Source organism: Allobosea sp. 05T439 (genome assembly GCF_056396005.1).
Window position 1 is genome coordinate 14,708 of sequence record NZ_JBFTKP010000015.1, and the last position, 21,547, is coordinate 36,254.

General features: G+C 61.3%; 18 protein-coding genes. 13 read left to right on the forward strand and 5 right to left on the reverse strand.

Annotated elements, in window-relative coordinates; translation table 11 throughout:
- Nucleotides 1-38: 38 nt before the first annotated feature.
- Nucleotides 39-1,067 (forward strand): NAD-dependent epimerase, encoded by a 1,029-nt coding sequence (locus tag AC1DIO_RS18450; RefSeq protein ID WP_476853830.1) that lies wholly within the window; start codon nt 39-41, stop codon nt 1,065-1,067.
- A 122-nt stretch (nt 1,068-1,189) separates the two neighbouring features.
- Here the strand turns inward: AC1DIO_RS18450 and AC1DIO_RS18455 are convergent, their stop codons facing one another.
- Nucleotides 1,190-1,906: a ribonuclease activity regulator RraA gene (locus tag AC1DIO_RS18455; protein ID WP_476853831.1), complete on the reverse strand. Its 717-nt coding sequence runs from the start codon at nt 1,904-1,906 to the stop codon at nt 1,190-1,192.
- A 121-nt stretch (nt 1,907-2,027) separates the two neighbouring features.
- On the reverse strand, nt 2,028-2,996 hold the full coding sequence (locus AC1DIO_RS18460; protein ID WP_476853832.1) for a Bug family tripartite tricarboxylate transporter substrate binding protein: 969 nt from the start codon (nt 2,994-2,996) through the stop codon (nt 2,028-2,030).
- A 219-nt stretch (nt 2,997-3,215) separates the two neighbouring features.
- Here AC1DIO_RS18460 and AC1DIO_RS18465 point away from each other — a divergent pair, with 219 nt between their 5' ends.
- From AC1DIO_RS18465 to AC1DIO_RS18510, 10 genes are all read left to right on the forward strand, one after another.
- Entirely contained in the window at nt 3,216-3,920 is a 705-nt protein-coding gene (locus AC1DIO_RS18465) for a GntR family transcriptional regulator (RefSeq protein ID WP_441477023.1), read from the forward strand.
- Complete coding sequence (locus AC1DIO_RS18470; protein ID WP_476853833.1) at nt 3,910-4,827, forward strand: dihydrodipicolinate synthase family protein; 918 nt, start codon at nt 3,910-3,912, stop codon at nt 4,825-4,827. The genes AC1DIO_RS18465 and AC1DIO_RS18470 overlap by 11 nt, the downstream gene beginning before the upstream one ends.
- Before the next feature lie 112 nt (nt 4,828-4,939).
- Nucleotides 4,940-6,670, forward strand: coding sequence for an L-arabinonate dehydratase (gene araD, locus AC1DIO_RS18475; RefSeq protein ID WP_476853834.1), 1,731 nt, complete (start codon nt 4,940-4,942; stop codon nt 6,668-6,670).
- A 144-nt stretch (nt 6,671-6,814) separates the two neighbouring features.
- Complete coding sequence (locus tag AC1DIO_RS18480) at nt 6,815-7,564, forward strand: FkbM family methyltransferase (protein WP_476853835.1); 750 nt, start codon at nt 6,815-6,817, stop codon at nt 7,562-7,564.
- A 129-nt stretch (nt 7,565-7,693) separates the two neighbouring features.
- Nucleotides 7,694-9,034, forward strand: a complete 1,341-nt coding sequence (locus AC1DIO_RS18485; protein WP_476853836.1) for a nucleotide sugar dehydrogenase — start codon at nt 7,694-7,696, stop codon at nt 9,032-9,034.
- A 4-nt stretch (nt 9,035-9,038) separates the two neighbouring features.
- Nucleotides 9,039-9,977 (forward strand): Gfo/Idh/MocA family oxidoreductase, encoded by a 939-nt coding sequence (locus AC1DIO_RS18490; RefSeq protein WP_476853837.1) that lies wholly within the window; start codon nt 9,039-9,041, stop codon nt 9,975-9,977.
- 4 nt (nt 9,978-9,981) lie between these two features.
- Complete coding sequence (locus tag AC1DIO_RS18495; RefSeq protein WP_476853838.1) at nt 9,982-10,584, forward strand: acyltransferase; 603 nt, start codon at nt 9,982-9,984, stop codon at nt 10,582-10,584.
- Nucleotides 10,584-11,735 carry a DegT/DnrJ/EryC1/StrS family aminotransferase gene (locus AC1DIO_RS18500; RefSeq protein WP_476853839.1) on the forward strand — a complete coding sequence of 384 codons (1,152 nt, stop codon included), beginning with the start codon at nt 10,584-10,586 and terminating at the stop codon, nt 11,733-11,735. The genes AC1DIO_RS18495 and AC1DIO_RS18500 overlap by 1 nt, the downstream gene beginning before the upstream one ends.
- Nucleotides 11,732-12,847, forward strand: a complete 1,116-nt coding sequence (locus tag AC1DIO_RS18505) for a glycosyltransferase family 4 protein (protein ID WP_476853840.1) — start codon at nt 11,732-11,734, stop codon at nt 12,845-12,847. Before AC1DIO_RS18500 ends, AC1DIO_RS18505 begins: the two co-directional genes overlap by 4 nt.
- A gap of 271 nt (nt 12,848-13,118) precedes the next feature.
- Nucleotides 13,119-14,285: a glycosyltransferase gene (locus AC1DIO_RS18510; RefSeq protein WP_476853841.1), complete on the forward strand. Its 1,167-nt coding sequence runs from the start codon at nt 13,119-13,121 to the stop codon at nt 14,283-14,285.
- An 8-nt stretch (nt 14,286-14,293) separates the two neighbouring features.
- Here AC1DIO_RS18510 and AC1DIO_RS18515 read toward each other — a convergent pair whose 3' ends face one another.
- Nucleotides 14,294-15,295 carry a glycosyltransferase gene (locus tag AC1DIO_RS18515; RefSeq protein ID WP_476853842.1) on the reverse strand — a complete coding sequence of 334 codons (1,002 nt, stop codon included), beginning with the start codon at nt 15,293-15,295 and terminating at the stop codon, nt 14,294-14,296.
- A 657-nt stretch (nt 15,296-15,952) separates the two neighbouring features.
- Here AC1DIO_RS18515 and AC1DIO_RS18520 point away from each other — a divergent pair.
- Nucleotides 15,953-16,792 (forward strand): class I SAM-dependent methyltransferase, encoded by an 840-nt coding sequence (locus AC1DIO_RS18520; protein WP_476853843.1) that lies wholly within the window; start codon nt 15,953-15,955, stop codon nt 16,790-16,792.
- A gap of 20 nt (nt 16,793-16,812) precedes the next feature.
- Here the strand turns inward: AC1DIO_RS18520 and AC1DIO_RS18525 are convergent, their stop codons facing one another.
- The gene (locus AC1DIO_RS18525; protein ID WP_476853844.1) at nt 16,813-18,675 is read right to left on the reverse strand and encodes a hypothetical protein; all 1,863 of its coding nucleotides are present in this window, start codon (nt 18,673-18,675) and stop codon (nt 16,813-16,815) included.
- Nucleotides 18,676-18,972: 297 nt separating this feature from the next.
- Between AC1DIO_RS18525 and wecB the strand changes: the two genes are divergently transcribed.
- Nucleotides 18,973-20,010: a non-hydrolyzing UDP-N-acetylglucosamine 2-epimerase gene (wecB, locus tag AC1DIO_RS18530; RefSeq protein WP_476853901.1), complete on the forward strand. Its 1,038-nt coding sequence runs from the start codon at nt 18,973-18,975 to the stop codon at nt 20,008-20,010.
- Nucleotides 20,011-20,290: 280 nt separating this feature from the next.
- On the opposite strand, the gene AC1DIO_RS18535 is transcribed toward wecB, so the two are convergent.
- Nucleotides 20,291-21,535, reverse strand: coding sequence for a transglutaminase-like domain-containing protein (locus AC1DIO_RS18535; protein ID WP_476853845.1), 1,245 nt, complete (start codon nt 21,533-21,535; stop codon nt 20,291-20,293).
- Nucleotides 21,536-21,547 lie beyond the last annotated feature (12 nt).

Consider the following 21,547-nt stretch of genomic DNA (forward strand, 5'->3'; position numbering starts at 1 on the left):
CTCTGCCGCTACCAACTATGATGATCTGGGCCCATCCTGTGACGATCAAGGCCTCACAACAGCGAATTCTGCTTACAGGCACTGCAGGCTTCGTTGGCTTTCATGTCACCGAGGCTTTGCTCGCGCAGGGCGTTCAGATCCTGGGTATCGACAATCTCACTCCGTATTACGATCCTGCGCTCAAGCAGGCGAGGCTCGATCGTTTGGCTCCGCGCAACGGCTTTTCTTTTGAGCAACTCAACATTGCCGACTATGACGCGCTTGATGACGCATTTGCTCGATTTCGCCCGGACGCCGTGATTCATCTCGCGGCGCAGGCTGGCGTGCGCTATTCGCTTAAAAATCCGCGCGCGTATGCCAGCGCCAATCTCGACGGCTTCGTGTCAGTATTAGAGGCCTGTCGTCATCATCCGGTTCAGCACCTGATCTATGCCTCATCGAGCTCGGTCTATGGCGCCAACGCCAAGGTGCCGTTCAGTGAGCATGATGGCGCCGACCACCCAGTCTCACTATATGCGGCAACCAAGCGCTCCAATGAACTGATGGCACATTCGTATGCCCATCTCTACGGCATACCGGTCACGGGCCTACGCTTCTTCACGGTCTATGGTCCTTGGGGCCGACCGGACATGGCCTATTTCAGCTTTACCAAGGCGATTCTGGAAGGCCGACCGATCGACGTGTACGCCGAAAGCGAGATGAGCCGGGATTTCACCTATGTCGACGATGTCAGCGAGGCAATCGTCCGGCTAGTCGGTGAGCCGCCCGGAACTTCCCCCGATTTCAACGGTGCCTCGCCTGATCCCGCAACGGCTGCGGCACCCTACCGGGTTTACAATATCGGCAATCACACTCCAGTCCGACTCGACCACTTCATCGCCGTGATCGAGGCTGCATGCGGTAAGAAGGCCATCAAACGGCATATGCCAATGCAGCCGGGCGACGTGCCCGCCACATATGCCGACGTAAGCGCACTCGCATCCCGCGTCGGTTTCAGTCCGTCCACCACGATAGAAGACGGCATTCAGCGCTTTGTCGATTGGTACCGCGACTTTTACGACTTATAGCTTGAAGATCGAGCGCGCTACACGTCGACTTGCCCGATCCATGCAGCGAGCCGCGCATATGCGAAACCGGCTCCGCTCACCGGCGAATGATGAGCCTCAAGGCTCGGTGGAGATTTCCAACCTCAAGACCAACCGGTCCGCCAGATCGCGAACTTCGCCTTTGTCTCGGCATTAGCCGGATAAAGTCCGAAGATGGTTTCACCGGCACGGACGCGTTCTTCGACGAAATCCTCATAGGCCGTCTGCTCATAGGCCTCCCCTGCGACTTCGTTGGCGAGATGGGCCGGGATCACGCAGACCCCCTCGCCGTCCCCGACCACGATGTCACCGGGGAATACCGGTACATCGCCGCAGCCGATCGGGACATTGATATCGGCCGCGTGGTGGCGGATCAGATTCGTCGGGGCGCTCGGCCGATTGTGAAAGGCCGGGAACGGCATCTGGGCGATGTCGGGCGAATCCCGGAAGCCACCATCAGTGACGACCCCGGCGACTCCCCGCTGCATCAGCCGGGAGACAAGAATGCCGCCGGCAGACGCCGCGCGCGCATCCTTGCGGCTGTCGATCACCATGACATGGCCGGGCGGGCAGGCCTCGACCGCCTTGCGCTGCGGATGCTCGATATCGGCGAAAACCCCGAGATGGTCGAGATCTTCGCGCGCCGGGATGTAACGCAACGTATAGGCCTCGCCGACCATCCGAGGGACCGCAGTTCCGAGCGGCCGCACGTCCTGGATGAAAACATTGCGGAAGCCACGCTTGAACAGGGCAGTCGTTAGAGTAGCGCTGGAGACGCGCTTCAGCTTTTCGCGATTTTCGGGGGTCAGCACGGACGTCATCGGAAGGTGATCCTCATTCGCTCAAAGGAGGCGGCATTCGACGCTGATGATCGCCGCCCCGGGGCCGCTATACCGCGCAGCCCCGGAATGCCGCTCTTGGTCAGGACATGGCAATCGCGCTTCACTCGATCTTTACGTTCGCCTTCTGGGCCACCTCGGCCCAGCGCTTGGTTTCGGCGGCGATATGGGCGGTGAAATCGGCCTGGCTCGAGCCGACCGGGTCGACCCCAAGCTTCCTGAGCTGCTCGACGGTTGCCGGCTCGCGCATGATCGCCTGCACCTCGGCAGAGAGCTTGTCGACGATCGGTTTCGGCGTCGCGGCAGGCGCAAAGAAGCCGTGCCAGGAGGTCGCGGCATAGCCCGGAATGAACTCGGCCAGCGCCGGCAAATCCTTGGCCACGGCGAGCCGTTCCGGCGTTGCGGTCGCGAGTGCCCTGATCTTGCCGGCTTCCACATGCGGCCACGCTATGGTGATGTTGTCGAAGGAAAGCTGGATCTGGCCGGAGAGCAGATCCTGGGTCACCTGCCCGCTCGATCGGTAGGGTACATGGGCCATATCCGTGCCGGTCGCGACCTTGAACAACTCGGCTGCCATATGCGTCGAGGTGCCGGCGCCGGACGAGCCGAACGAGTATTTGCCCGGGTTCTTCTTCAGCAGTTCGATGAGTTCCGGTACTGACTTCGCCGGCAGGTCGAGATTGACCATCAGGATATTCGGCACGCTCGCCACCTGCGAGATCGGCGCAAAATCCTTGATGTGGTCAAAGGGCATCTTGCTGTAGACGGCCGCGTTGATCGCATGGGTCGAAACCGTGCCCATGGTCAGCGTGTAGCCGTCGGCCGGCGCCCTCGCGACAGCCGCAACACCGGTATTCCCGCCCGCGCCCGCCCGATTTTCGACGATGAACCTGCCATTGAGCCGCACGGCCAGCCGCTCGGCCAGGATTCTGCCGAGAAGGTCGGTCGTGCCGCCGGCAGCGAAGGGCACCACGATGGTCACGACCTTCGAAGGGTAGTCCGACTGCGCCAGGGCAGCCGGGGCGATCATCAAGCAGGCGGCGGCCATTGCCGCGCGTCGCGTCAAACTCATCAGGTCTTCCTCCCTTGTTGCAGCGCCCGCGCAATTCTCGCCGGCTCGACCCTTCCCGGGTTCCTTGCCGCAGGACATAGCACAGCATTTCAGATTTGAAATCTGAAATTTCAGACTTGTTCGGACTTGATGTTTGTGATGTTTGATGCGGCGATGCAGGGCGGAACGCCGGAGCCCGATCGGGATTTCGGTGCCTCCCCCACACATGCTGGGACTATGATGACCGAGACCACCACGATCGAACCCGTCGCCCCTCACCTGCTGCGCTCCTTGCGCGAGCATGTGCATGAGCGTCTGCGTCGTGCGATCGTGGCCGGCAGCTTCCAGAACGGGGAGCGGCTGAACGAGCGTCAGCTCGCCGAAATGCTCGGCGTCAGTACAACCCCGGTGAAGGATGCGATCCGTAAGCTCGAAAGTGAAGGGCTTGTCCGCACAGAGGCACGACGCGGCGTCTTCGTACTCTTCTCCGCGCGCCAGGCTCTGGAGATGGCGCTTGGCCGCGCCGCAATCGAAAGCGTGATGGCCCATATCGCCGCCAATCGCATCAGCGACGCCGAGATCCGCGACATGTCGCGGCTGATCGACGACATGGCGCACGCGACCGAGCACAGCGCACTCGAGGACCTCGTCAATCTGAACGAGGCCTATCACGGCGCGATCCACCGGATCTCGGGCTGCGCCTATCTGGAGCGCCGGCTGGACGGACAGCGCATGTATGATCACGCCCAGCGCATCGCACTGCTCGGCGAGCAGGACGAACGCCGCCAGGGTTTTGTCGAACACCAGGGAATCTTCGAGGCGCTGGCTGGGCGCAAGCCGCAGCTCGCCGAGCAGCGAATGAGGAGCCACATCGTGCGCTCGGCCAAGAGCCATGTGCGCCAGGTGTTCGGCTCGGATGCGGAGGGATTGGCCTATGACGAATGACCGCTTGCGGACCGCATTACGCGGGATTTCCGGTGTGCATGTCACAGCCTGGAAGGGCGACGGCGAGGCCGACTGGGCCCTGACCGGCCAGATCGTCCGGCGCATTGCCGAGGCCGGCATCCACAATATCGTCTCGGCCGGAAATACCGGCGAATTCTACCCGATGACCACCGACGAGGTCGTCCGCAGCCATGCTGTCGCCGCCGAAGCTGCGGCCGGCAAGTCGCTGGTCACGGCCGGCATCGGCCGCTCCCTTCGCGAAGCGATTGCGACCGGCAAACTCGCAGTTGCGGCCGGTTGCGATGCGGTGATGGTGCATCACCCGCTCGATCCCTTTGCCGCGCCGCAATCGCAAGCCGATTACATTCTCGCCATTGCCGAGGCCCTGCCGATTCCGGTCGTCGCCTATATCCGCTCCGACGCGATCGGCGTGAAGGACCTCGCCCGCGTCGCGACCCACGCCAATGTCGCCGGCGTGAAGTTCGCGTCAAACAACATGATGCTGCTGGCCGAATGCGTGCGCGCGACCCAGGGCACCAGTGCGAACTGGATCTGTGGACTGGCCGAAGGCTGGGCCGCACCGTTCCACGCGCTCGGCGCCCGCGGCTTCACCTCCGGACTGGTCAACGTCGTGCCCGAACGCTCGCTGGCGATCTGGCGGGCGCTGGAAGGCAACGATTATGAACTCGCCCGACACCTCGTCGACGAGATCGCCGGTTTCGAGACGCTGCGTACCAAGTATGGCAACGGCGCCAATGTGACCGTGGTCAAGGAGGCGCTCGGCCTGCTGGGCACGCCCGTCGGCCCCGTCCGCCTGCCCGGCCTTCCCGAACTGAACGAGAGCGAGCGCGCCGAGCTGCGCCGTGTCGTTGCTGGCTGGGGCGCACGGCAAGCAGCAGCGGAATAGCCGCAAGCGTCATCGCAGAGCACTGCGACAAGGCATGCAGCCCGCATCCCCGCCGGCGCACCGCGCGCAATGGCGGTCAGGACCACAAGCAAGAAACATCCGAGGAAACACCATGCCCCACCCCCGCAAGACGCCCGAGACGCTGCGCAGCAGGCGCTGGTTCGGCGCCAGCGACCTGCGCTCCTTCGGTCATCGCTCGCGGGCGCTGCAGATGGGCCTCAATCACGAGGAGTTCATGGGCAAGCCGGTTATCGGCATCCTCAACACCTGGTCCGAGATCAACCCCTGTCACACCCATCTGCGCGACCGGGCCGAGGCGGTGAAGCGCGCGGTCTGGGCCGCGGGCGGTTTCCCAGTCGAAATCCCGGTGATGTCGGCCTCCGAGCAGTATCAGAAGCCGACGACGATGCTCTACCGCAACTTCCTGGCGATGGAGGCAGAGGAATCGATCCGTTCCCATCCACTCGACGGCGCGGTGCTGCTCGGCGGCTGCGACAAGTCCACGCCCGCCCTCGTGATGGGCGCATGCAGCGCGGGCCTGCCCTTCATCTTCGTGCCGGCCGGCCCGATGCTGCGCGGCAACTGGGCCGGCAAGGTTCTGGGCTCCGGCGCCGATGTCTGGAAATACTGGGCCGAGAAGGAAGCCGGTAACATCACCGACGGCCAATGGCGCGAGATGGAAAGCGGCATCGCCCGCTCGCACGGCACCTGCATGGTGATGGGTACCGCGGCGACCATGATGAGCCATGCCGAGGTGCTCGGCCTCACCTTGCCCGGCGCCTCCGCGATCCCCGCCGCCGATGCCGCCCACCCCCGCATGGCCGCGGCCGCGGGAAAGCGCATCGTCGAAATGGTCTGGGAGGACCTGACCCCCGACCGCATCCTGACCCGCAAGAGCTTTGAGAACGCGCTCACCGTCCATATGGCGGTGGCGGGCTCGACCAATGCGATCATCCACCTGATCGCGATGGCGGGTCGGGCCGGTGTGCCGCTGACGCCGGAGGATTTCGACACCTTTTCGCGCACGGTGCCGGTGATCGCCAATCTGCGGCCGTCCGGCGACTTTCTGATGGAGGATTTCTTCTATGCCGGCGGTCTCCCCGCTCTGTTGAAACAGCTTGAGAGCAAGCTGCATACCGACGCCATGACAGTGACAGGAAAGCCCCTTGCCGAGACGATCGCGCTCGCACAGGTCTATGATGACAACGTCATTCGTCCACTCGACAGGGCCGTCTCGACCGCCAACGGGCTTGCCGTCCTGAAGGGCAACCTTGCGCCCGATGGCTGTGTCATCAAGCCTTCCGCGGCCGAGCCTCGGCTGCTCCAACATCGCGGCCCGGCTCTGGTTTTCGAGGATTACGACGCGATGATGCGCGCTGTGAACGACGAGGACCTCGATGTCACCGCCGATCACGTCATGGTCCTGAAGAACTGCGGCCCGGTCGGCGGCCCGGGCATGCCGGAATGGGGCATGCTGCCCATTCCCAAAAAACTGCTGAAACAGGGCGTGCGCGACATGCTGCGCATCTCGGACGCCCGCATGTCCGGCACCAGCTACGGCGCCTGCGTGCTCCATGTCGCGCCGGAGGCTTATATCAAGGGGCCCCTCGCCGCGGTTCAGACCGGCGACGTCATCGTTGTCGACGTCGAGGCTCGCAGTATCTCCGTCGAGCTTAGCGACGAAGAAATCACCGGTCGCCTCGCCACTTGGTCACCACCCGACCGCAATTATGCTCGCGGCTATGGCCGCATGTCCGCCGCCCATATCCGCCAGGCCGACAAGGGCTGCGATTTCGACTACCTGGAGGGCACGGCCAAGGTGGCGGAACCGGAGATTCACTGAGCGACCGCAGAACGGCCACGGCCGTGGAAGCGGCAAGCCTCACGACAGGCCAATCCTGCCCTTGGACTAGCCGAGAGCCCGGGGCATTATCCATGCGAGCACCGAAGGCGCCGAAATGGTGTGGCTAAGGCGATGGGGCAGTTGATGACGATGGGGTATGACGACACGCTCCCCTTCGACCCACGCCTTGCCTACGAAATGCCGACCAACTCGCAGATCGAGCAGGAGCGCTGGGTCTTCGCCATGTGCAATGGCAGGCGCGGCGGCCGCTTCGCCGAGATCGGCGCCTTCGATGGCGTCCTCCACAGCAACAGCTACTTCCTCGAAACCGAACATGGCTGGACAGGTGTGGCGGTCGAGCCCAACCCCGAACTCTTTGCGAAGCTCCGGCAGAACCGCACGGCGATCTGCCTGGAAAAGGCTGTCTACCGCGAGTCCGGCAGGGTCCTTGACTTCGTTGCCTCCCAGGAGATCGGCACCCTCGAGGAATTCGCCGACAGCGACGGCTATTCCAGACACCGTCGCCAGGTCGTCGCGGAGAAGGGGCTGATCCAGGTCGAGACCATCACCTTCAACGAGATTGCGGCGATGGGCGATTTCGCGCTGAACGGCTTCGACTATGTCTCGCTCGATACGGAAGGCTCCGAACTCGACATTCTGCGCGGCATCGATTTGGCTCGCCACCGAATCCCGCTCTTCACCATCGAGCACAATTTCGTCGAGCCGCGCCGGGAGGCGATCAGACTCCTTCTGGCGCAGGCAGGCTATGATAGGCTCAACGTCGGCTTCGACGACTGGTATTTTCATCCGCCGATCTTGTGCGAACGAAATCACGGCACCGTCGTAGACCACGGCAAAATCAACCGCCATTTCAAGAACCTCTACAGGGACTAGGGGAGTGATTACACAGCACGCACATCCCGAAAGGCCTTCGACGCATGTTGACGGTTTCCAGCAAGTCTGGAAGAAGCACGCACACAAAACGGCCAATTGAACGATGTTGGCGCAATCTTGAGGTTGAATGTGAATTCGCCAGTCGCGCAGCGGTTTATTGAACGCGTCCAGGATCGGTCGGTCGTCATTGGTATCGTCGGACTGGGTTATGTGGGTATCCCGCTTGCGCTGGCGGCGCTGCGCCAAGGCATCAAGGTCATCGGCTTTGATATCGACCAGCACCGCGTCGACGATCTGAACGCCGGGAAATGCGCAATCAAGCACATCCCAATGGATCTGATCATCGAAGGCGTGAAGAACCGCACCTTCATTGCGACCACGGACTTCGACCGTATGGCCGAACCGGATGCATTGCTGATCGCGGTGCCCACGCCGCTGACCAAGCATCGCGAACCTGATCTCTCCTATGTGGTGAAGACCACGGAGGCGATCGGCAAGCGCCTGCGCAAGGAACAGCTCGTTGTCCTCGAATCGACGACCTATCCCGGAACGACCGACGAGGTCATGCGCCCGATTCTCGAGCAGGCCACGGGCCTGAAGAGCGGCGAGGAATTCTTTCTGGCATTCTCGCCGGAGCGCGAGGACCCGGGCAATCCGGACTTCGGTACTTCGACCATCCCGAAGGTTGTCGGGGGCGACGGCGCCGATGCGCTCGCCATATCGATGGCGCTTTACAGCGCGCTGGTTGTCAAGGCCGTTCCCGTTTCCTCGACCGCCACCGCGGAAGCGGTCAAGCTGACCGAGAACATCTTCCGTGCCGTCAATATCGCGCTCGTCAACGAGCTGAAGCAGGTCTACGCCGCGATGGGCATCGACGTCTGGGAGGTGATCGATGCCGCCAAGACCAAGCCCTTCGGCTTCATGCCCTTCTATCCCGGCCCCGGCCTCGGCGGCCACTGCATCCCCATCGATCCGTTCTACCTGACCTGGAAGGCGCGCGAATACGACATTACCACGCGCTTCATCGAACTCGCTGGGCAGATCAACACCCAGATGCCCTATGCCGTGGTCAACAGGCTCGCCGAGCTCGTCGACACCGAGGTCCGCAAAAACCTGAGCGATGCGAAGATCCTGATCCTAGGTATCGCCTACAAGAAGAACATCGACGACATGCGCGAAAGCCCCTCGCTCAAGCTGATCGAGCTGATCGAGAAGCGCGGCGCGCACGTTGAGTTCCACGATCCCTTCATCCCTGTCATCCCGCCGACCCGCGAGCATGCCGAGCTGACGGGCCGCAAGAGCGTGCCGGTTAGTAAGGAATCGCTCGCTGGCTTCGACGCCGTGCTGATCGCCACCGACCACGACGATGTCGACTACGGAGCGCTGGTCGCAAATTCGAAACTGGTCGTCGACACGCGCAACGCCTGTGCCCGCGCCGGCATCGTCGCCAACAACGTTTTCAAGGCCTGATAAGATGACGAGTTTCGCCCTGATTGGCGCCGCCGGCTATATCGCTCCCCGTCACATGACGGCCATCAAGGCCGTCGGCGGCGATCTCAAGGTGGCCTATGATCCCAACGATTCCGTCGGCATCATCGACAGCCATTTTCCGCAGGCCCACTTCTTCACCGAGTTCGAGCGCTTCGACCGGCACGTCGACAAGTTGCACCGGCGCGGCGAGGACATTGACTATGTCAGCGTCTGCTCGCCCAATTATCTGCACGACGCCCATATCAGGTTCGGTCTGCGTTCCGGCTGCGACGTGATCTGCGAGAAGCCGCTGGTCCTCAACCCTTGGAATATCGACGGCCTCGCCGAAATCGAGCAGCACAGCGGCCGCAAGGTCAACACCATCCTCCAACTTCGGCTCCACCCCGCGATCCAGGCGCTCAAAGAGCGCATCGCTCAGTCGAATGAACGTCATGCTGTCGATCTGACCTACATCACCTCGCGTGGTCGTTGGTATCACGCCTCATGGAAGGGTGACGAAAGCAAGTCGGGCGGCGTTGCCACCAATATCGGCGTCCATTTCTTCGACATGCTGGCTTATGTCTTCGGCCCGCTACAGTCACAGACCGCCAATCTCCGCGAACCGGAGCGCGCTGGCGGCCTCCTCTCCTACGAGAAGGCCGACGTACGCTGGTTCCTCTCGGTCGATGCCAACGATCTTCCCGAAAGCGTCAAGGGCAAGAAGACGACATATCGTTCGATCTCGCTGGACGGCGAGGAGGTCGAATTCTCCGAAGGCTTCACTGACCTTCACACGCGCAGCTACCAGGAAATCCTGGCCGGCAAGGGCTACGGCCTCGACGACGTCCGCTTCTGTGTCGAAGTCGTCTCGCAGTTCCGGAACGCGCCGATCGTGACCAGTGGAGAGCAGCACCCCTTCGTCCATAAATATCTGAAGGCCTGAGACGATGGCCGCGGCCTTAGAGATGCGCGACGACCCGCGTTTTCCCGGCGCGAAGATTCACGAGAGTGCCTATGTCGACGACGGCGTCACTCTCGGGCCTGGCACGAAGGTCTGGCATTTCGTCCATGTCCTGGGGCAAACGGTCATCGGCAAGGACTGCGTCCTTGGCCAGAACGTCATGGTTGGGCCGCGCGTCACCATGGGCGACGGCTGCAAGGTCCAGAACAATGTCGCCCTCTATGACGGCGTCGAGCTCGAAGACGATGTCTTCTGCGGCCCGTCCTGCGTCTTCACCAACGTGAACAATCCACGCGCGTTCCTAAACCGGAAATCCGAGTTCCGCCGCACCCTCGTCAAGAGAGGCGCGAGCATCGGCGCCAATGCGACCATCGTCTGCGGCCACACACTCGGCGCGTACTGCTTCATCGCCGCCGGCGCAGTGGTGGCGAAGGACGTACCGGATTTTGCGTTGATGGCTGGCGTACCGGCCCGCAGGATAGGCTGGATGAGCCATAACGGCGCCAAGCTTGGGCCGGATCTCACCTGCCCTGAAACCGGCAGGCGCTACCACGAAACCGGACCGAACACCTTGGAGGAGATTCTGTGATGGGCACTCCGGCGATCGAGTTCATCGATCTCAAGGCGCAGCGCCAGCATATCGGCCAAGCCATGGATGACGCCATCCTCAGAGTGGTTCATGAGGGCAATTACATCCTGGGTCCGCAGGTCAAACAGTTCGAAAGCGAACTCGCCGCCTACTGCGGCGCAAAGCACGCCATCGGCGTCGCCAACGGCACCGATGCGCTCGTGCTGGTACTGGAGGCGCTCGGTGTCGGCGCTGGTGACGCTGTGATCTGCCCGAGCTTCACCTTCGCCGCCACCGCCGAAGTCGTCGCCTGGATGGGCGCCACCCCGGTATTCGCGGAGATCGACAACGCCACTTACAATATCGACCCCAAGGGCCTCGCCGCCGCGCTGGTCACCGCAAGGAATAACAACCTCAACCCACGCGCCCTGATCACCGTCGATCTCTTCGGCCAGTCTGCCGATTACGACCCGATCGAGGCTTTCTGCGTCGAGAACGGCCTGGTGCTGATCGCCGATTCCGCGCAGGGTTTCGGCGCCCGCTACAAAGGCCGCGTCGTCGGTTCGATAGGCCAGTTCGCCACCACCAGTTTCTTCCCGGCCAAACCACTCGGCTGTTATGGCGACGGCGGCGCGATCTTTACCGACAGCGATGAGCACGCGGCCCTGCTCCGCTCACTGCATTTTCACGGCAAGGGCTCATACAAGTACGACAATGTCCGTGTCGGCGTGAATTCGCGCCTCGACACGCTTCAGGCCGCCGTGCTGCTTGAGAAGCTCAAGATATTCGCCGAAGAGATCGAAAAGCGCCAGATTGTCGCCGGGCGCTATACCGAGGCACTCAAGGACGTCACTGTGACTCCCCATGTGATGCCCGACTGTGTTTCGACCTGGGCCCAGTACACGATCCGCGTCGACGCTCATCGCCGCGACGCCTTCCAGGCGGCGCTGAAGGACAAGGGGGTGCCGACGACGGTTTACTATCCAAAGCCCCTGCACCAGCAAACCGCTTACAAGCACTTCCCCGTTGCCGGCAACGGCCTGCCGATCTCGGAGCGCGTCGCGCAGGAGGTCGTGGCGTTGCCGATGCACCCCTATCTCGATGAAGCCACGCAGGATTACATCATCGAGGCCGTGCGCGAGGCCCTGAAGCGCGAGGCCTCGGCGGCGTGACGCCGAAGCGGCGCCTTGTCTACCTGTCGCTGGAAACCCCACGCGAAGGCCAGGCGACCTATACCCACGTCCACGAGATCATCGCGGGCCTGCGCGAGATCGGCTGGCAGGTCGATCTGCTCGCAACCGTCCGGGGCGGCGCGAGCTCCGGCACCGGCTATCTGACACGCCTTTTCGATTACGTCCGCGCGCAGTGGGTTCTGGCGCGCCGACTGGGCACTTGCGATGGCGTCTACATGCGCGCGCATTTCGCCGCGCTGCCAGTCGCATTGTGGGCGCGGCTGCGGGGCGTCCCGGTGTTCCAGGAGATCAACGGCTTGCCGGCCGACATCTTCGTGACGTATGGCTGGCTCGGCTGGATCGCCCCGCTGATCGGCTGGCTCTATCGGAGCCAGATGCGCATGGCGGCGCATGTTTTCGTCGTCACGGAAGGCCTCCGCAATTGGGCCGAAGCCCAGGCCGGGCACAGTCGCATCAGCGTTGTCACCAATGGCGCAGACGTCAAACTGTTCACGCCCGATGGGCCACACTCGAACGAACCGGGTCGCTACATCGCTTTCGTCGGTGGCCTGACGGCCTGGCACGGAATCGCAACCATGATCGCGGCGACGAAGGAAGCAGCGTGGCCGGCCGATCTCGGCCTCGTCATCATCGGCGACGGCGTCGAGCGTGATCGCCTCAAGGACGCAAGCCTTGGCTCGCGCGTGCGCTGGCTCGGCCGCCAGCCGCCCAAGGAAGTCGCCTCCCATCTGCGTGGCGCAGTGGCCGCGCTTTCCATCACTGAAGACACGGCCGGCCATCTCGGCACAGGCGTCGCCCCCCTGAAACTTTTCGAAGCCATGGCGAGCGGCGTTCCGGTGATCGTGACCGACCTGCCCTTCCAGCGCGAGCTCGTCCGAGACTACGAGACCGGACTGGTGATCCCGATGGCGAACCCGGCCGCTCTTGCCGGAGCTGCTGCGGAGCTTGCAGCCGATCCGGACCGCGCGCGCCGCCTAGGATACAATGGCGCGAACTATGTTCGGGCGCATGCCTCTTGGCGTAAACGCGCCGAAGAGATTGCGGAACGCCTTGCCCCCATCATCGATGCACGGATTGCCAGAAGCAAATAAAACCGGCCTGAGCCGCTATCGCGCTTGCCACAACGTCGTTTTACTGCTTGACACCGACAGTAGCCGCCGAGATTGGAACTATACTGCTTAGAATATTTGGGACGGTGAGCGCAATCGAGCGTCAGATGGAAGATTCTACAATTTCAGCTGACATGCTCAGCGCCCTTGGCGCCGTCTTGCTTCACCGGCTGGGCGCCACGAACTCGTCGCTCGGCCCCTTCACGATTCGAAGAAAAGAATACGACTGCAGGCTGCCCATGCCGGGGCGCACATGACCAAGGTCGCACTCGTCTGCATCTCGCCGCTGCGGCATGACTCGCGCGTGCTGCGGCACGCCGAACTGCTCGCGGGCGTCGGCTACGACGTCCGCATCTTCGCGCAGGCCCCACTACCGGATTCACCCCCGGCTCCGATTACGGTCCTGCCGGGCCCCGGCAGTGACTGGCGGGTGCGTTTCGGGATGGTGTTCAGGCAGGCTCCGGCAACGCTCCTTCCAGCCAGCGCGGATTCGCTTTACTGGGCATCCACGACCAAGCTGGCGGCGCGCCGCGACCTGCTGCATTTTCGCCCTGACCTAGTCATCGCCAATGACTGGCGCTCCTTGCCTGTCGCCTTCACCGCCAAGCGTGCCGGCGGCGCCCGCATCATCTACGACAGCCATGAGTTTGCACCCGAGGAATTCTCGGATAGTTGGCGCTGGCGCGCGCTAGCTCAACGTCATGTCATGCGCGTTGAAGACCGCTACATCCGCGAGGCGGACGCAGTCGTCACCGTCAGCCCCGGCATCTCCGACGCGCTGGCAGAACGCTACGGGCTCCGCGAGCGTCCCATCGTCATCTCTAATACCCCGTCCTGGCACGGCACCCCCTTCCGCCAGACGGGAAGCCCGGTCACCGTGCTCTACCACGGGGCTGTCGTGCCCCGCCGCGGCCTGGAAACGCTGATTGCAAGCCTGCCCCTCTGGCCGGCCGACTTCAGGCTGATCATCCGCGGCCCGACGCAGGGGCAATTCGACCAGCATTTGCGCAGTCTTGCCGGGCATCTAGGCGAGCGCATCGCTTTCGAACCCGCCGTTGCCCCCTATCAGGTCGTGGAAACGGCAGCGCAAGCGGACATCGGAATCTTCCTGCTTTCGAACAGCACGACCCATGCCCGTTTCGCACTTCCGAACAAGGTCTTCGAGTATATGCAAGCCGGGTTGATGCTGGTCAGCAGCGATCTGCCCGAGATCCGTAAGCACGTCGAGTCAACCGGCTGCGGGTTACTGCTCCCCGGGGACAGCCCGGAAGCGATCGCGGCCTCCCTCGCCGGCCTGGATCGCAACCGGATCGACGCCTGCAAGCGAGCCAGTCTCGAATCGGCGCGCCGGCTGAACTTCGAGGCCGAGAGCACCAAGCTGCTGACGATAGTTGAGCAACTCTGCCACTCGACGGCCTGAGGGTGCTCTTACTGGGCGGCTAGGTCCTGCACCGCCCGGTTGCGAACAGCGCGGTCGATAGCATCGAAGAACCGGTCGGCCTCGGCCTCCCAGTTGAGGTCCTTTGCCGCCTCTAGCGAGCGCGCTTTGCAGGCCTCGATCGAAGCGCGGTCGAAACCATTGATTGCGTTTGCGATGGCCTCCGGCGTCACCTGCGGAATCAAGCGGCCGAGTTCGTATTGCCGCAACAGCGCTGTCATCTCCGGCAAGTCCGAAACACATAAGGCAAGGCCGGCCATTGTGTATTCGAAGAACTTGTTGGGCAGGACGTGGACGTTCTGCTGCGAGTGCCCGGATAGCGCGAAAAGGCCAACATCGAAGCGCGCGGCCTCCTTGACCAGGTCGACCATCGGGACCGACGGCGCCAGCACGACGCGTGCACCGAGGCCCGCAGACCGAATCCGATTGGCAAGCGCCTCAAGATACTCGGCCGGACCGGGGCCACGGATCGTCAACCGAAACTCCGGCCGCCACAGCGCGACGCTGTCGATACAAGCCTCGAGCCCCCGGCCGACATTGACGACCCCATGATAGAGCACCTCGATGGTCTCGCCGCATGGCCGGTGCGGATGGGCTTCGTAGCGTGGCATGTTGCGGATCAGCAGCGGCTTCTGGGGAAGACGGTAGAGTTCGTAGAGGCGGTTGGCGATGCCTTGCGAGACGCAACTCGTCACAGCCGCGCCGGCGATCCCCTCACGTTCGATAGCTGCGATGACTGGGCGCTGGGTGAGTCGCCAGAGCAGACGCTGAGCATATTCGTCGACCGCGAGCTCGTGCGTGTCATACGCATAAGGCACCTGCTGTTCGGCCGCGAGGCGCCGCACGATCGGCAGTGCCGTCCAGTCATTAGCGAGCCAAAGATCAGCCTGCTCCCGGCTGGCAAGCTGGTAGAGCCGCTCGAAGCGGTCGTTCAACGTCCAATAGGCCGTATTCGCGTACCGTGGGTTGGCGTAGACCAGCGCGATGTCCATGGCGCGGCTGGCTCGACGAAGGAAAGGAAAGAGCGTGCGCCGCGCGACACGCCCCGCCATTGCTCTGCTCGCCGATCGCCAATTCGCCGGGAGTAGATGCACCCCCTGGTCGAGCACGTCCCGTGGGCGCGAACTTGGCGCAGTCTGTGTCTCCCCGCTAACAGGCTTCCCCTCGAACTCGCCAGCATCAATCGGAGAAGCGAAATGCTCTACGGCCAAACTCGCAGCATTATCGGAACCGATCGTGAGGCTGCGCCATTGCGGCGACTGCGAACGCGCGCCGGGTAACCCAACTGCGACCACGTCCCAGCCGTGCGCGTGGAACAGATCGCCCTGGCGGCGGACTCGTGGATCGTCGGGAATCGCGGAAAAGCAGATCAGCCCGATACGCGGCTTCCGTGCCGCCGAACTAGCCATGATGATAAAGGCCCTCGAGACAAGACAGGAGCCGGCGCAACCGGCGAACGGAACACCGCATCTCCGGCTTCCGCATCTCCGCCAACATACTGGCTCGTCGCCAAGTAAGCCCCCCTTGTCAATCGCAATATGCCGGCAAGCGTGATTTATCGCAGGCTCGGACTTGGAATGTGGTGACTTTACTTCTATCAAGCCGCCGGCGCGGTCTGCCAGCGCGCGAGATTTGTCACGAAGGTTTCCATGTCGAATATGATGGATCAAGCCGCAGTCGACTCGCGCAATTCCACATTCTGGAGCGAGTTGTGCGGGACACAGTTCGCCAAATCGCTGGGCGTCACAGATAGCTCACCGAGTTCGCTTAAGAAGTTCGATGACTGGTATTTTGCCTTCTATCCCTATCTATTCGTGCATATACCCTTCGAGGATATGAAGGGGAAGGACGTCCTTGAGATTGGCTTGGGATATGGCACCGTCTCGCAGCGCCTCGCCGAAGCCGGCGCGCTCTATCGCGGTCTCGATATCGCCCCTGGCCCTGTTGCGATGGTCAACCATCGTCTGAAGCAGGCCGGGCTCGATGGCGAGGCCCGACAAGGCTCTATCTTGCAGGCCCCGTTCCCCGACGAAAGCTTCGACTATGTCGTAGCAATCGGCTGCCTGCATCATACGGGCGATCTGTTTAAGGCCATAGAAGAGTGCCGGCGCGTCCTTCGCCCCGGCGGCAAGCTCATCTTCATGGTCTACTACGCCTACTCTTACAGGCGCTTCTACCAGGCGCGCAGCGAAACGCTAAAATACATGCTGCGCGAGATCTTTGGCTCTCGCGGCGTCGTCGGCCTGAGCGCGCAAGCCGAGCGAGCAGCCTATGACGCCAACCAAGCCGGCGAAGGCGCGCCTCACACCGACTGGATTTCAATCCGATCGCTGCGCAAGCTCTGCCGCAGCTACGCGTCGTTCTCCGGCCAGACCGAGAACATCGACAACGGAGCCCCGTTCGAGCGCAGCCCACCTCGGCGCGAACTCCTTAAGTCTTGGATTCCACGCTGGTTCGGATTGGATTTGTACGCCACGGCAACCAAGTAGCGGTTGAACCAACCGCTAGCTTAGGTCCACCCGCCTGACCTCAGGCGTGCTGCAATGCGCTTGGCTAGAGGCTCGACCGCGGGAAGCGCGGTCAGCACGCGCTGCGCGAGCCCGGAGCGCACGATCCCACGCAGTGTCAACGTTCGCGCTCGCCGCACGTGGATTCGAGCCAAGAGAACCCGCACGCGGAGTCGCTGCGCGAGGGGGAGTTGCGACAGGACGCCTGGAGCCAGCTTGATCATTCCGCCATAAGCCTGGGCTATCTCCTCCCGATAGGAGTCGTAGACTTTGTTCAGCCTCCCGATCCATTCGATCATGCTGAAGTAATCTGCCTTCTCAATCTCCAGCATGTTGCGCAGCGCAACGACGACCAGCGCCCTATCGTCGCCGGACGACAAGGCGGCACGAAACGCAGCGCTAGCGGCAGCCCGTCGCGATTGCTCCAGCAGCATTTCGGCATCGTAGCTGACGAGCACTCCGGAAAAGTCGCTCCCTTCAACAGGCCCAGGCATCGCCAGCCGGCAGATATCGGCAATTTGGACTAGGCCCTCGAGCTGCGCCATTTCCCGACCGAAGCTGGCATAGATTCGGCGAACCTCGATCTCGAACAACGAGCGAAGATGGCTGAATTCGACGATCAACCGGTCGACTTCGCTTCGATACAGGACACTTTCAGCCACGTCCTTTCGAAGCTGGAAGCTCTCTTCCAGTTCCGGAAATGCGGTCGGATGCTCCATCAGCAAGCCGGACGAATCCAGCATCGAGGGAGACTCCCAGGGGCGGCCCAAAGGCGTCCGATTTCTAGCCACCAGATGCCGTTCGATCGCAGCGGCAATCCCAGCGTAGAACGTGCGATAGGTAAAGTGTTTGGACGCGACAAGATGGTCGAAGGCGCGCTGCGTCATTGCTTCGAGCGCCGGCAAATCCCTAAGGCGAGCGAGGACCTCGTCCACGTTGGAGAAATCCTTCTCCAACGCGATATAATGCTCGCCTGGAGCGATTGTGTCCGAGTAACGCCCCTTGAACAGGACCATCGGCGTAAGCATCATCGCGCATTCCAGAACCCGCGGCGAAATTTGCCCCATCTCGATCGCACCGTCACGATCTGCAACGATCGGCAGGAAGTCGGCGTAGCTCGGAGGAACACCACCGTTCTCGGCCGTCATCTGCTTGAAGCGGGCGTCGATGCTGCCATCGAAATCGAACACGTTGGAGCCAGATTCCGATCCAAGCATCGCCCTGCAATCGCCGACAAAGTCGAACCACGCCTTACCATAGATCCGGCTTGCCTCGTCCATTGCGATGTCGGTTTCAATACCGCGCGCGGAACAGAGTTCTTTCATGCGGCGGCCAATCTCGAACTTGTCAAAGCCAAGTCGGCCATATCGGCCACCGATGTCGCGCCCGCGATAACCGACGAAGATCGACCGTTCAGCCAACGGCTTCGGCGGCGGCAGATCAGAGGCAAAGTCATCCGGCACATAGCCGGTAAATACTGTGATGAACTCTACGTTCGGAAAATCGGATCTAGGGTATACATATTCGAGACTATCCTGCGGCACGCAGGTCAATACAATATCAAAGCCCAGATCCTTGATTGCAGCCCGAAGAACATCAGTATTATCATACTCGTCCTGAACGGCCAGAACCTTTATACCAGAAAATTTCTTCAAGCGCTCCCTATAGCTGTCGGACACGTATCCTTCGAAACAAAGACGCGCGCAATAGCTATGAAAAACAATATCATATGAGTCAAAATCGAAACCTATCGATGCGTGATGAGTGGCATGAACGTAGTCCACCTCAAACCCACCGAACCGCTTGAAAGCAGTGAGATAGTCAAGCGTCGTCTGAACAAACGTGCTTGACATTGAATAGGCCACGAGCGCGCGCCGAACGCTTGTCAAATGTCAATCCTCTTTCCGTCAGTGCAGCGGAGATAGGTGGAAGCAAGTTAATTGGTCAAGAGCGGAACGCACGAGCACGGCCGCGGAGCCCAACCACATTGCCACGGCGAACGCGTCGCGCTAGAGCTTCGCCGCCGACGGGGAACGACGCACGTTTCGCGGCTGCGTATTGCCAATCAATGCCCCGGAAGTTTGCATCGCCAGAGACCGTCCTCTATTCGCCATGCGATCGGCGAACCTGAAGATGAGCCGGCCCTCCGTAGCGGACCAGTCATGCCCCACATCTTTACAGTCCTCGGCGCTAGGCCGCAATTCATCAAGGCCGCTCCCGTCAGCCGTGCCCTCGCCAAGGAGGGCATGACGGAGGTCATCGCCCACACTGGCCAGCATTTTGATGCCTTGATGTCAGATGTCTTCTTTGACGAGCTCGATATCCCGAAGCCTACCTACAATCTCGAGGTCAACAGCCTCGGGCACGCCGCTATGACCGGCCGCATGCTCGAAAAACTCGAAGAAGCAATGCTGGCAGAGAGGCCGGACATCGTCTTGATCTACGGCGACACCAATTCCACGGTAGCCGGCGCGCTGGCCGGAGCCAAGCTCAACATTCCCGTCGCCCATGTCGAGGCCGGCCTGCGCTCCTTCAACCGCCGCATGCCGGAAGAGATTAACCGAGTCGTCGCGGATCATGTCAGCACCCTGCTGTTCTGCCCGACTGAGACTGCCATCCGCAATCTCGCCACCGAGGGGATTACTAGGGGCGTGCACGCCGTCGGCGACGTCATGTTTGACACCACGCTAGCTGCAGTGAAGCGGGCCGAAGGCCGTTCGACCATCATCGAGACCCACGGGCTGAAGCCGGGCGGCTACGCCGTCGCAACGATCCACCGCGCAGAGAATACCGATGACCCTGAGCGGTTCCGACAGGTCATGGCCTGGCTCGAGGAGGCCGCCCGTGAGCGGCCGGTCGTGATGCCAGTACACCCGCGCACGCGCAAGCTTCTCGCCAGCCGAGGGCTGACGCCCGCAGGCCTGACCCTGATCGACCCGATCGGCTATCTCGACATGGCCCGCCTGCTCAGTCAGGCGGCCGCCGTCTTCACCGACTCTGGCGGCCTGCAGAAGGAGGCCTATTTCCATCGCGCCCCGTGCGTAACACTGCGCGACGAAACGGAGTGGGTCGAAACCATAGATGCGGGCTGGAACCGGCTCTGGACCGGCCCCGACTATGCCGCACGACGCGATATTTTGGACTACGGCACCGGCGATGCATCCTCGAAGATTGCACGAGCCCTGAAGGACGCTTTGTGATCGCGCATAGCTCTTCGCTCCACACTTCAAGAATCGCTCGAGCGCAACCTGTGCAGCACGAATGCCGATACCACCAGCCCTAGCGGCAGTGGCAATATCGTGTGTAGGGCTCAAGGAACCAAGGCGATCGCCGCCGCCGCTTCGGGCGGCGCGCCCGCCTGCTGCAGGAGCAGCACGAAAGTAACATCACGCTGCGTAGCTCAAGTACGATACGACAGATCGAACCCGACCTGACGCCCGGGAGATCTGGCCAATCCAGGCTGTGGTCAATTTCCGCTTATTACTGCCGATTAACTTTCCAGCTGATCGATTTAATAATCGCATAAGCGACGTCGTTCTCTGTCTTGAGATATAACCGATCAGGGTTCGTCTTAGTGAATTTAAATTCTGAAATATTACTTTCAAACCGCCTGCATTGCGCATCCAAGCAGATAAAAACATCTTTGCCACCCGAAACCGCGGAAGCCGCTACGCGAATGGTAATTTCGATAGGTGTAACGGCATCCCCTGTTCTTAAATCTATCTCTATTCCGCTAAATGGTCGGTTCGGAACATTATCGCCGATATAGTTTGGCTTGTCCTGAAAATTCTCTATTCCAGAATCACCTGCAAGATCAACACTTACGGAACCGACGCTGCCTCTAATTATATCTGCATCATTGTCCAGATATTGGAACGGACGAAATCCGATAACAGACGAATATATTCCGTGTGGAGCAAGAGCCTCGTTAAAAATTGGATGGCGCTTAATTTCATCAACGCGAATTACATCATCCGTCTTAGCCAAAGCAAAAATGCTTCCACTAGAACGGCGATCGATCCAATATGCTCCGTATGTGGTGTCTATTAACCTCCAAGATTCGGAAATCTTCACTTCTGGAATTATGTGACTCGATCGTTGATTTCCCAACTCGAAATAAAACTCCACTGACCTAGCTTCAATCTCAGCCATCTCAAATAAAGCGAGCGCAACCGCAGTTTGATTACCACAAATGCCGTGTCGAACTACGATGCATTGCTCTGCATTGCTACCGGGCTCCAAAAACGCGGGACTCACTTTTAGAAAGAAACTCCGAAGTGCAGTGCTTGAGAGGATCGGAGTAGCGTTCGCTACCGCGATCGCATAAATATAACCAAAACACGCTGATTTGGGGGCCCGCCGCGCGTCGTCTGGAGTTAACTGCGGCGCTGCCGTCAATCTTCGGTCGCCGCTGGCCTCGTCTTCGTCCCGCATTGTGGTCGGACACTCATTGGCTAAGCCGAAGCTATGCCAAGCGCCCAGAGCGCCCTGATACAAAAGACATGCTTCGTACGTGAGGGGGCTTTGCCGCGGGCAGTTCAGATCACCTTGCCTGAGTTGCTCGGCAACCAACTCGGGAAGAGAAATCTCAACCTTGATCTCGTCCGGAGGGGATAAGGGAAGAGCGGCCTCGGGGCCACGCCTATAAGCGGCAATTCCAAATACAAACGCCACGTTTAGAGTCAACGAAATTGCGACCAGAGATCGCTGGAGAAATTTGTTCATTCTCGCGCCGCA

Bases quoted from the DNA above. Each gene is read 5' to 3' on its own strand.
- AC1DIO_RS18520 (WP_476853843.1), top strand. From the start codon at position 15,953: ATGTCGAATATGATGGATCAAGCCGCAGTCGACTCGCGCAATTCCACA.
- AC1DIO_RS18535 (WP_476853845.1), bottom strand. From the start codon at position 21,535: ATGAACAAATTTCTCCAGCGATCTCTGGTCGCAATTTCGTTGACTCTA.
- AC1DIO_RS18510 (WP_476853841.1), top strand. From the start codon at position 13,119: ATGACCAAGGTCGCACTCGTCTGCATCTCGCCGCTGCGGCATGACTCG.
- AC1DIO_RS18480 (WP_476853835.1), top strand. From the start codon at position 6,815: ATGACGATGGGGTATGACGACACGCTCCCCTTCGACCCACGCCTTGCC.
- araD (WP_476853834.1), top strand. From the start codon at position 4,940: ATGCCCCACCCCCGCAAGACGCCCGAGACGCTGCGCAGCAGGCGCTGG.
- AC1DIO_RS18460 (WP_476853832.1), bottom strand. From the start codon at position 2,996: ATGAGTTTGACGCGACGCGCGGCAATGGCCGCCGCCTGCTTGATGATC.
- AC1DIO_RS18500 (WP_476853839.1), top strand. From the start codon at position 10,584: ATGGGCACTCCGGCGATCGAGTTCATCGATCTCAAGGCGCAGCGCCAG.
- AC1DIO_RS18495 (WP_476853838.1), top strand. From the start codon at position 9,982: ATGGCCGCGGCCTTAGAGATGCGCGACGACCCGCGTTTTCCCGGCGCG.
- AC1DIO_RS18455 (WP_476853831.1), bottom strand. From the start codon at position 1,906: ATGACGTCCGTGCTGACCCCCGAAAATCGCGAAAAGCTGAAGCGCGTC.
- wecB (WP_476853901.1), top strand. From the start codon at position 18,973: ATGCCCCACATCTTTACAGTCCTCGGCGCTAGGCCGCAATTCATCAAG.
- AC1DIO_RS18465 (WP_441477023.1), top strand. From the start codon at position 3,216: ATGACCGAGACCACCACGATCGAACCCGTCGCCCCTCACCTGCTGCGC.
- AC1DIO_RS18490 (WP_476853837.1), top strand. From the start codon at position 9,039: ATGACGAGTTTCGCCCTGATTGGCGCCGCCGGCTATATCGCTCCCCGT.
- AC1DIO_RS18470 (WP_476853833.1), top strand. From the start codon at position 3,910: ATGACGAATGACCGCTTGCGGACCGCATTACGCGGGATTTCCGGTGTG.
- AC1DIO_RS18515 (WP_476853842.1), bottom strand. From the start codon at position 15,295: ATGGACATCGCGCTGGTCTACGCCAACCCACGGTACGCGAATACGGCC.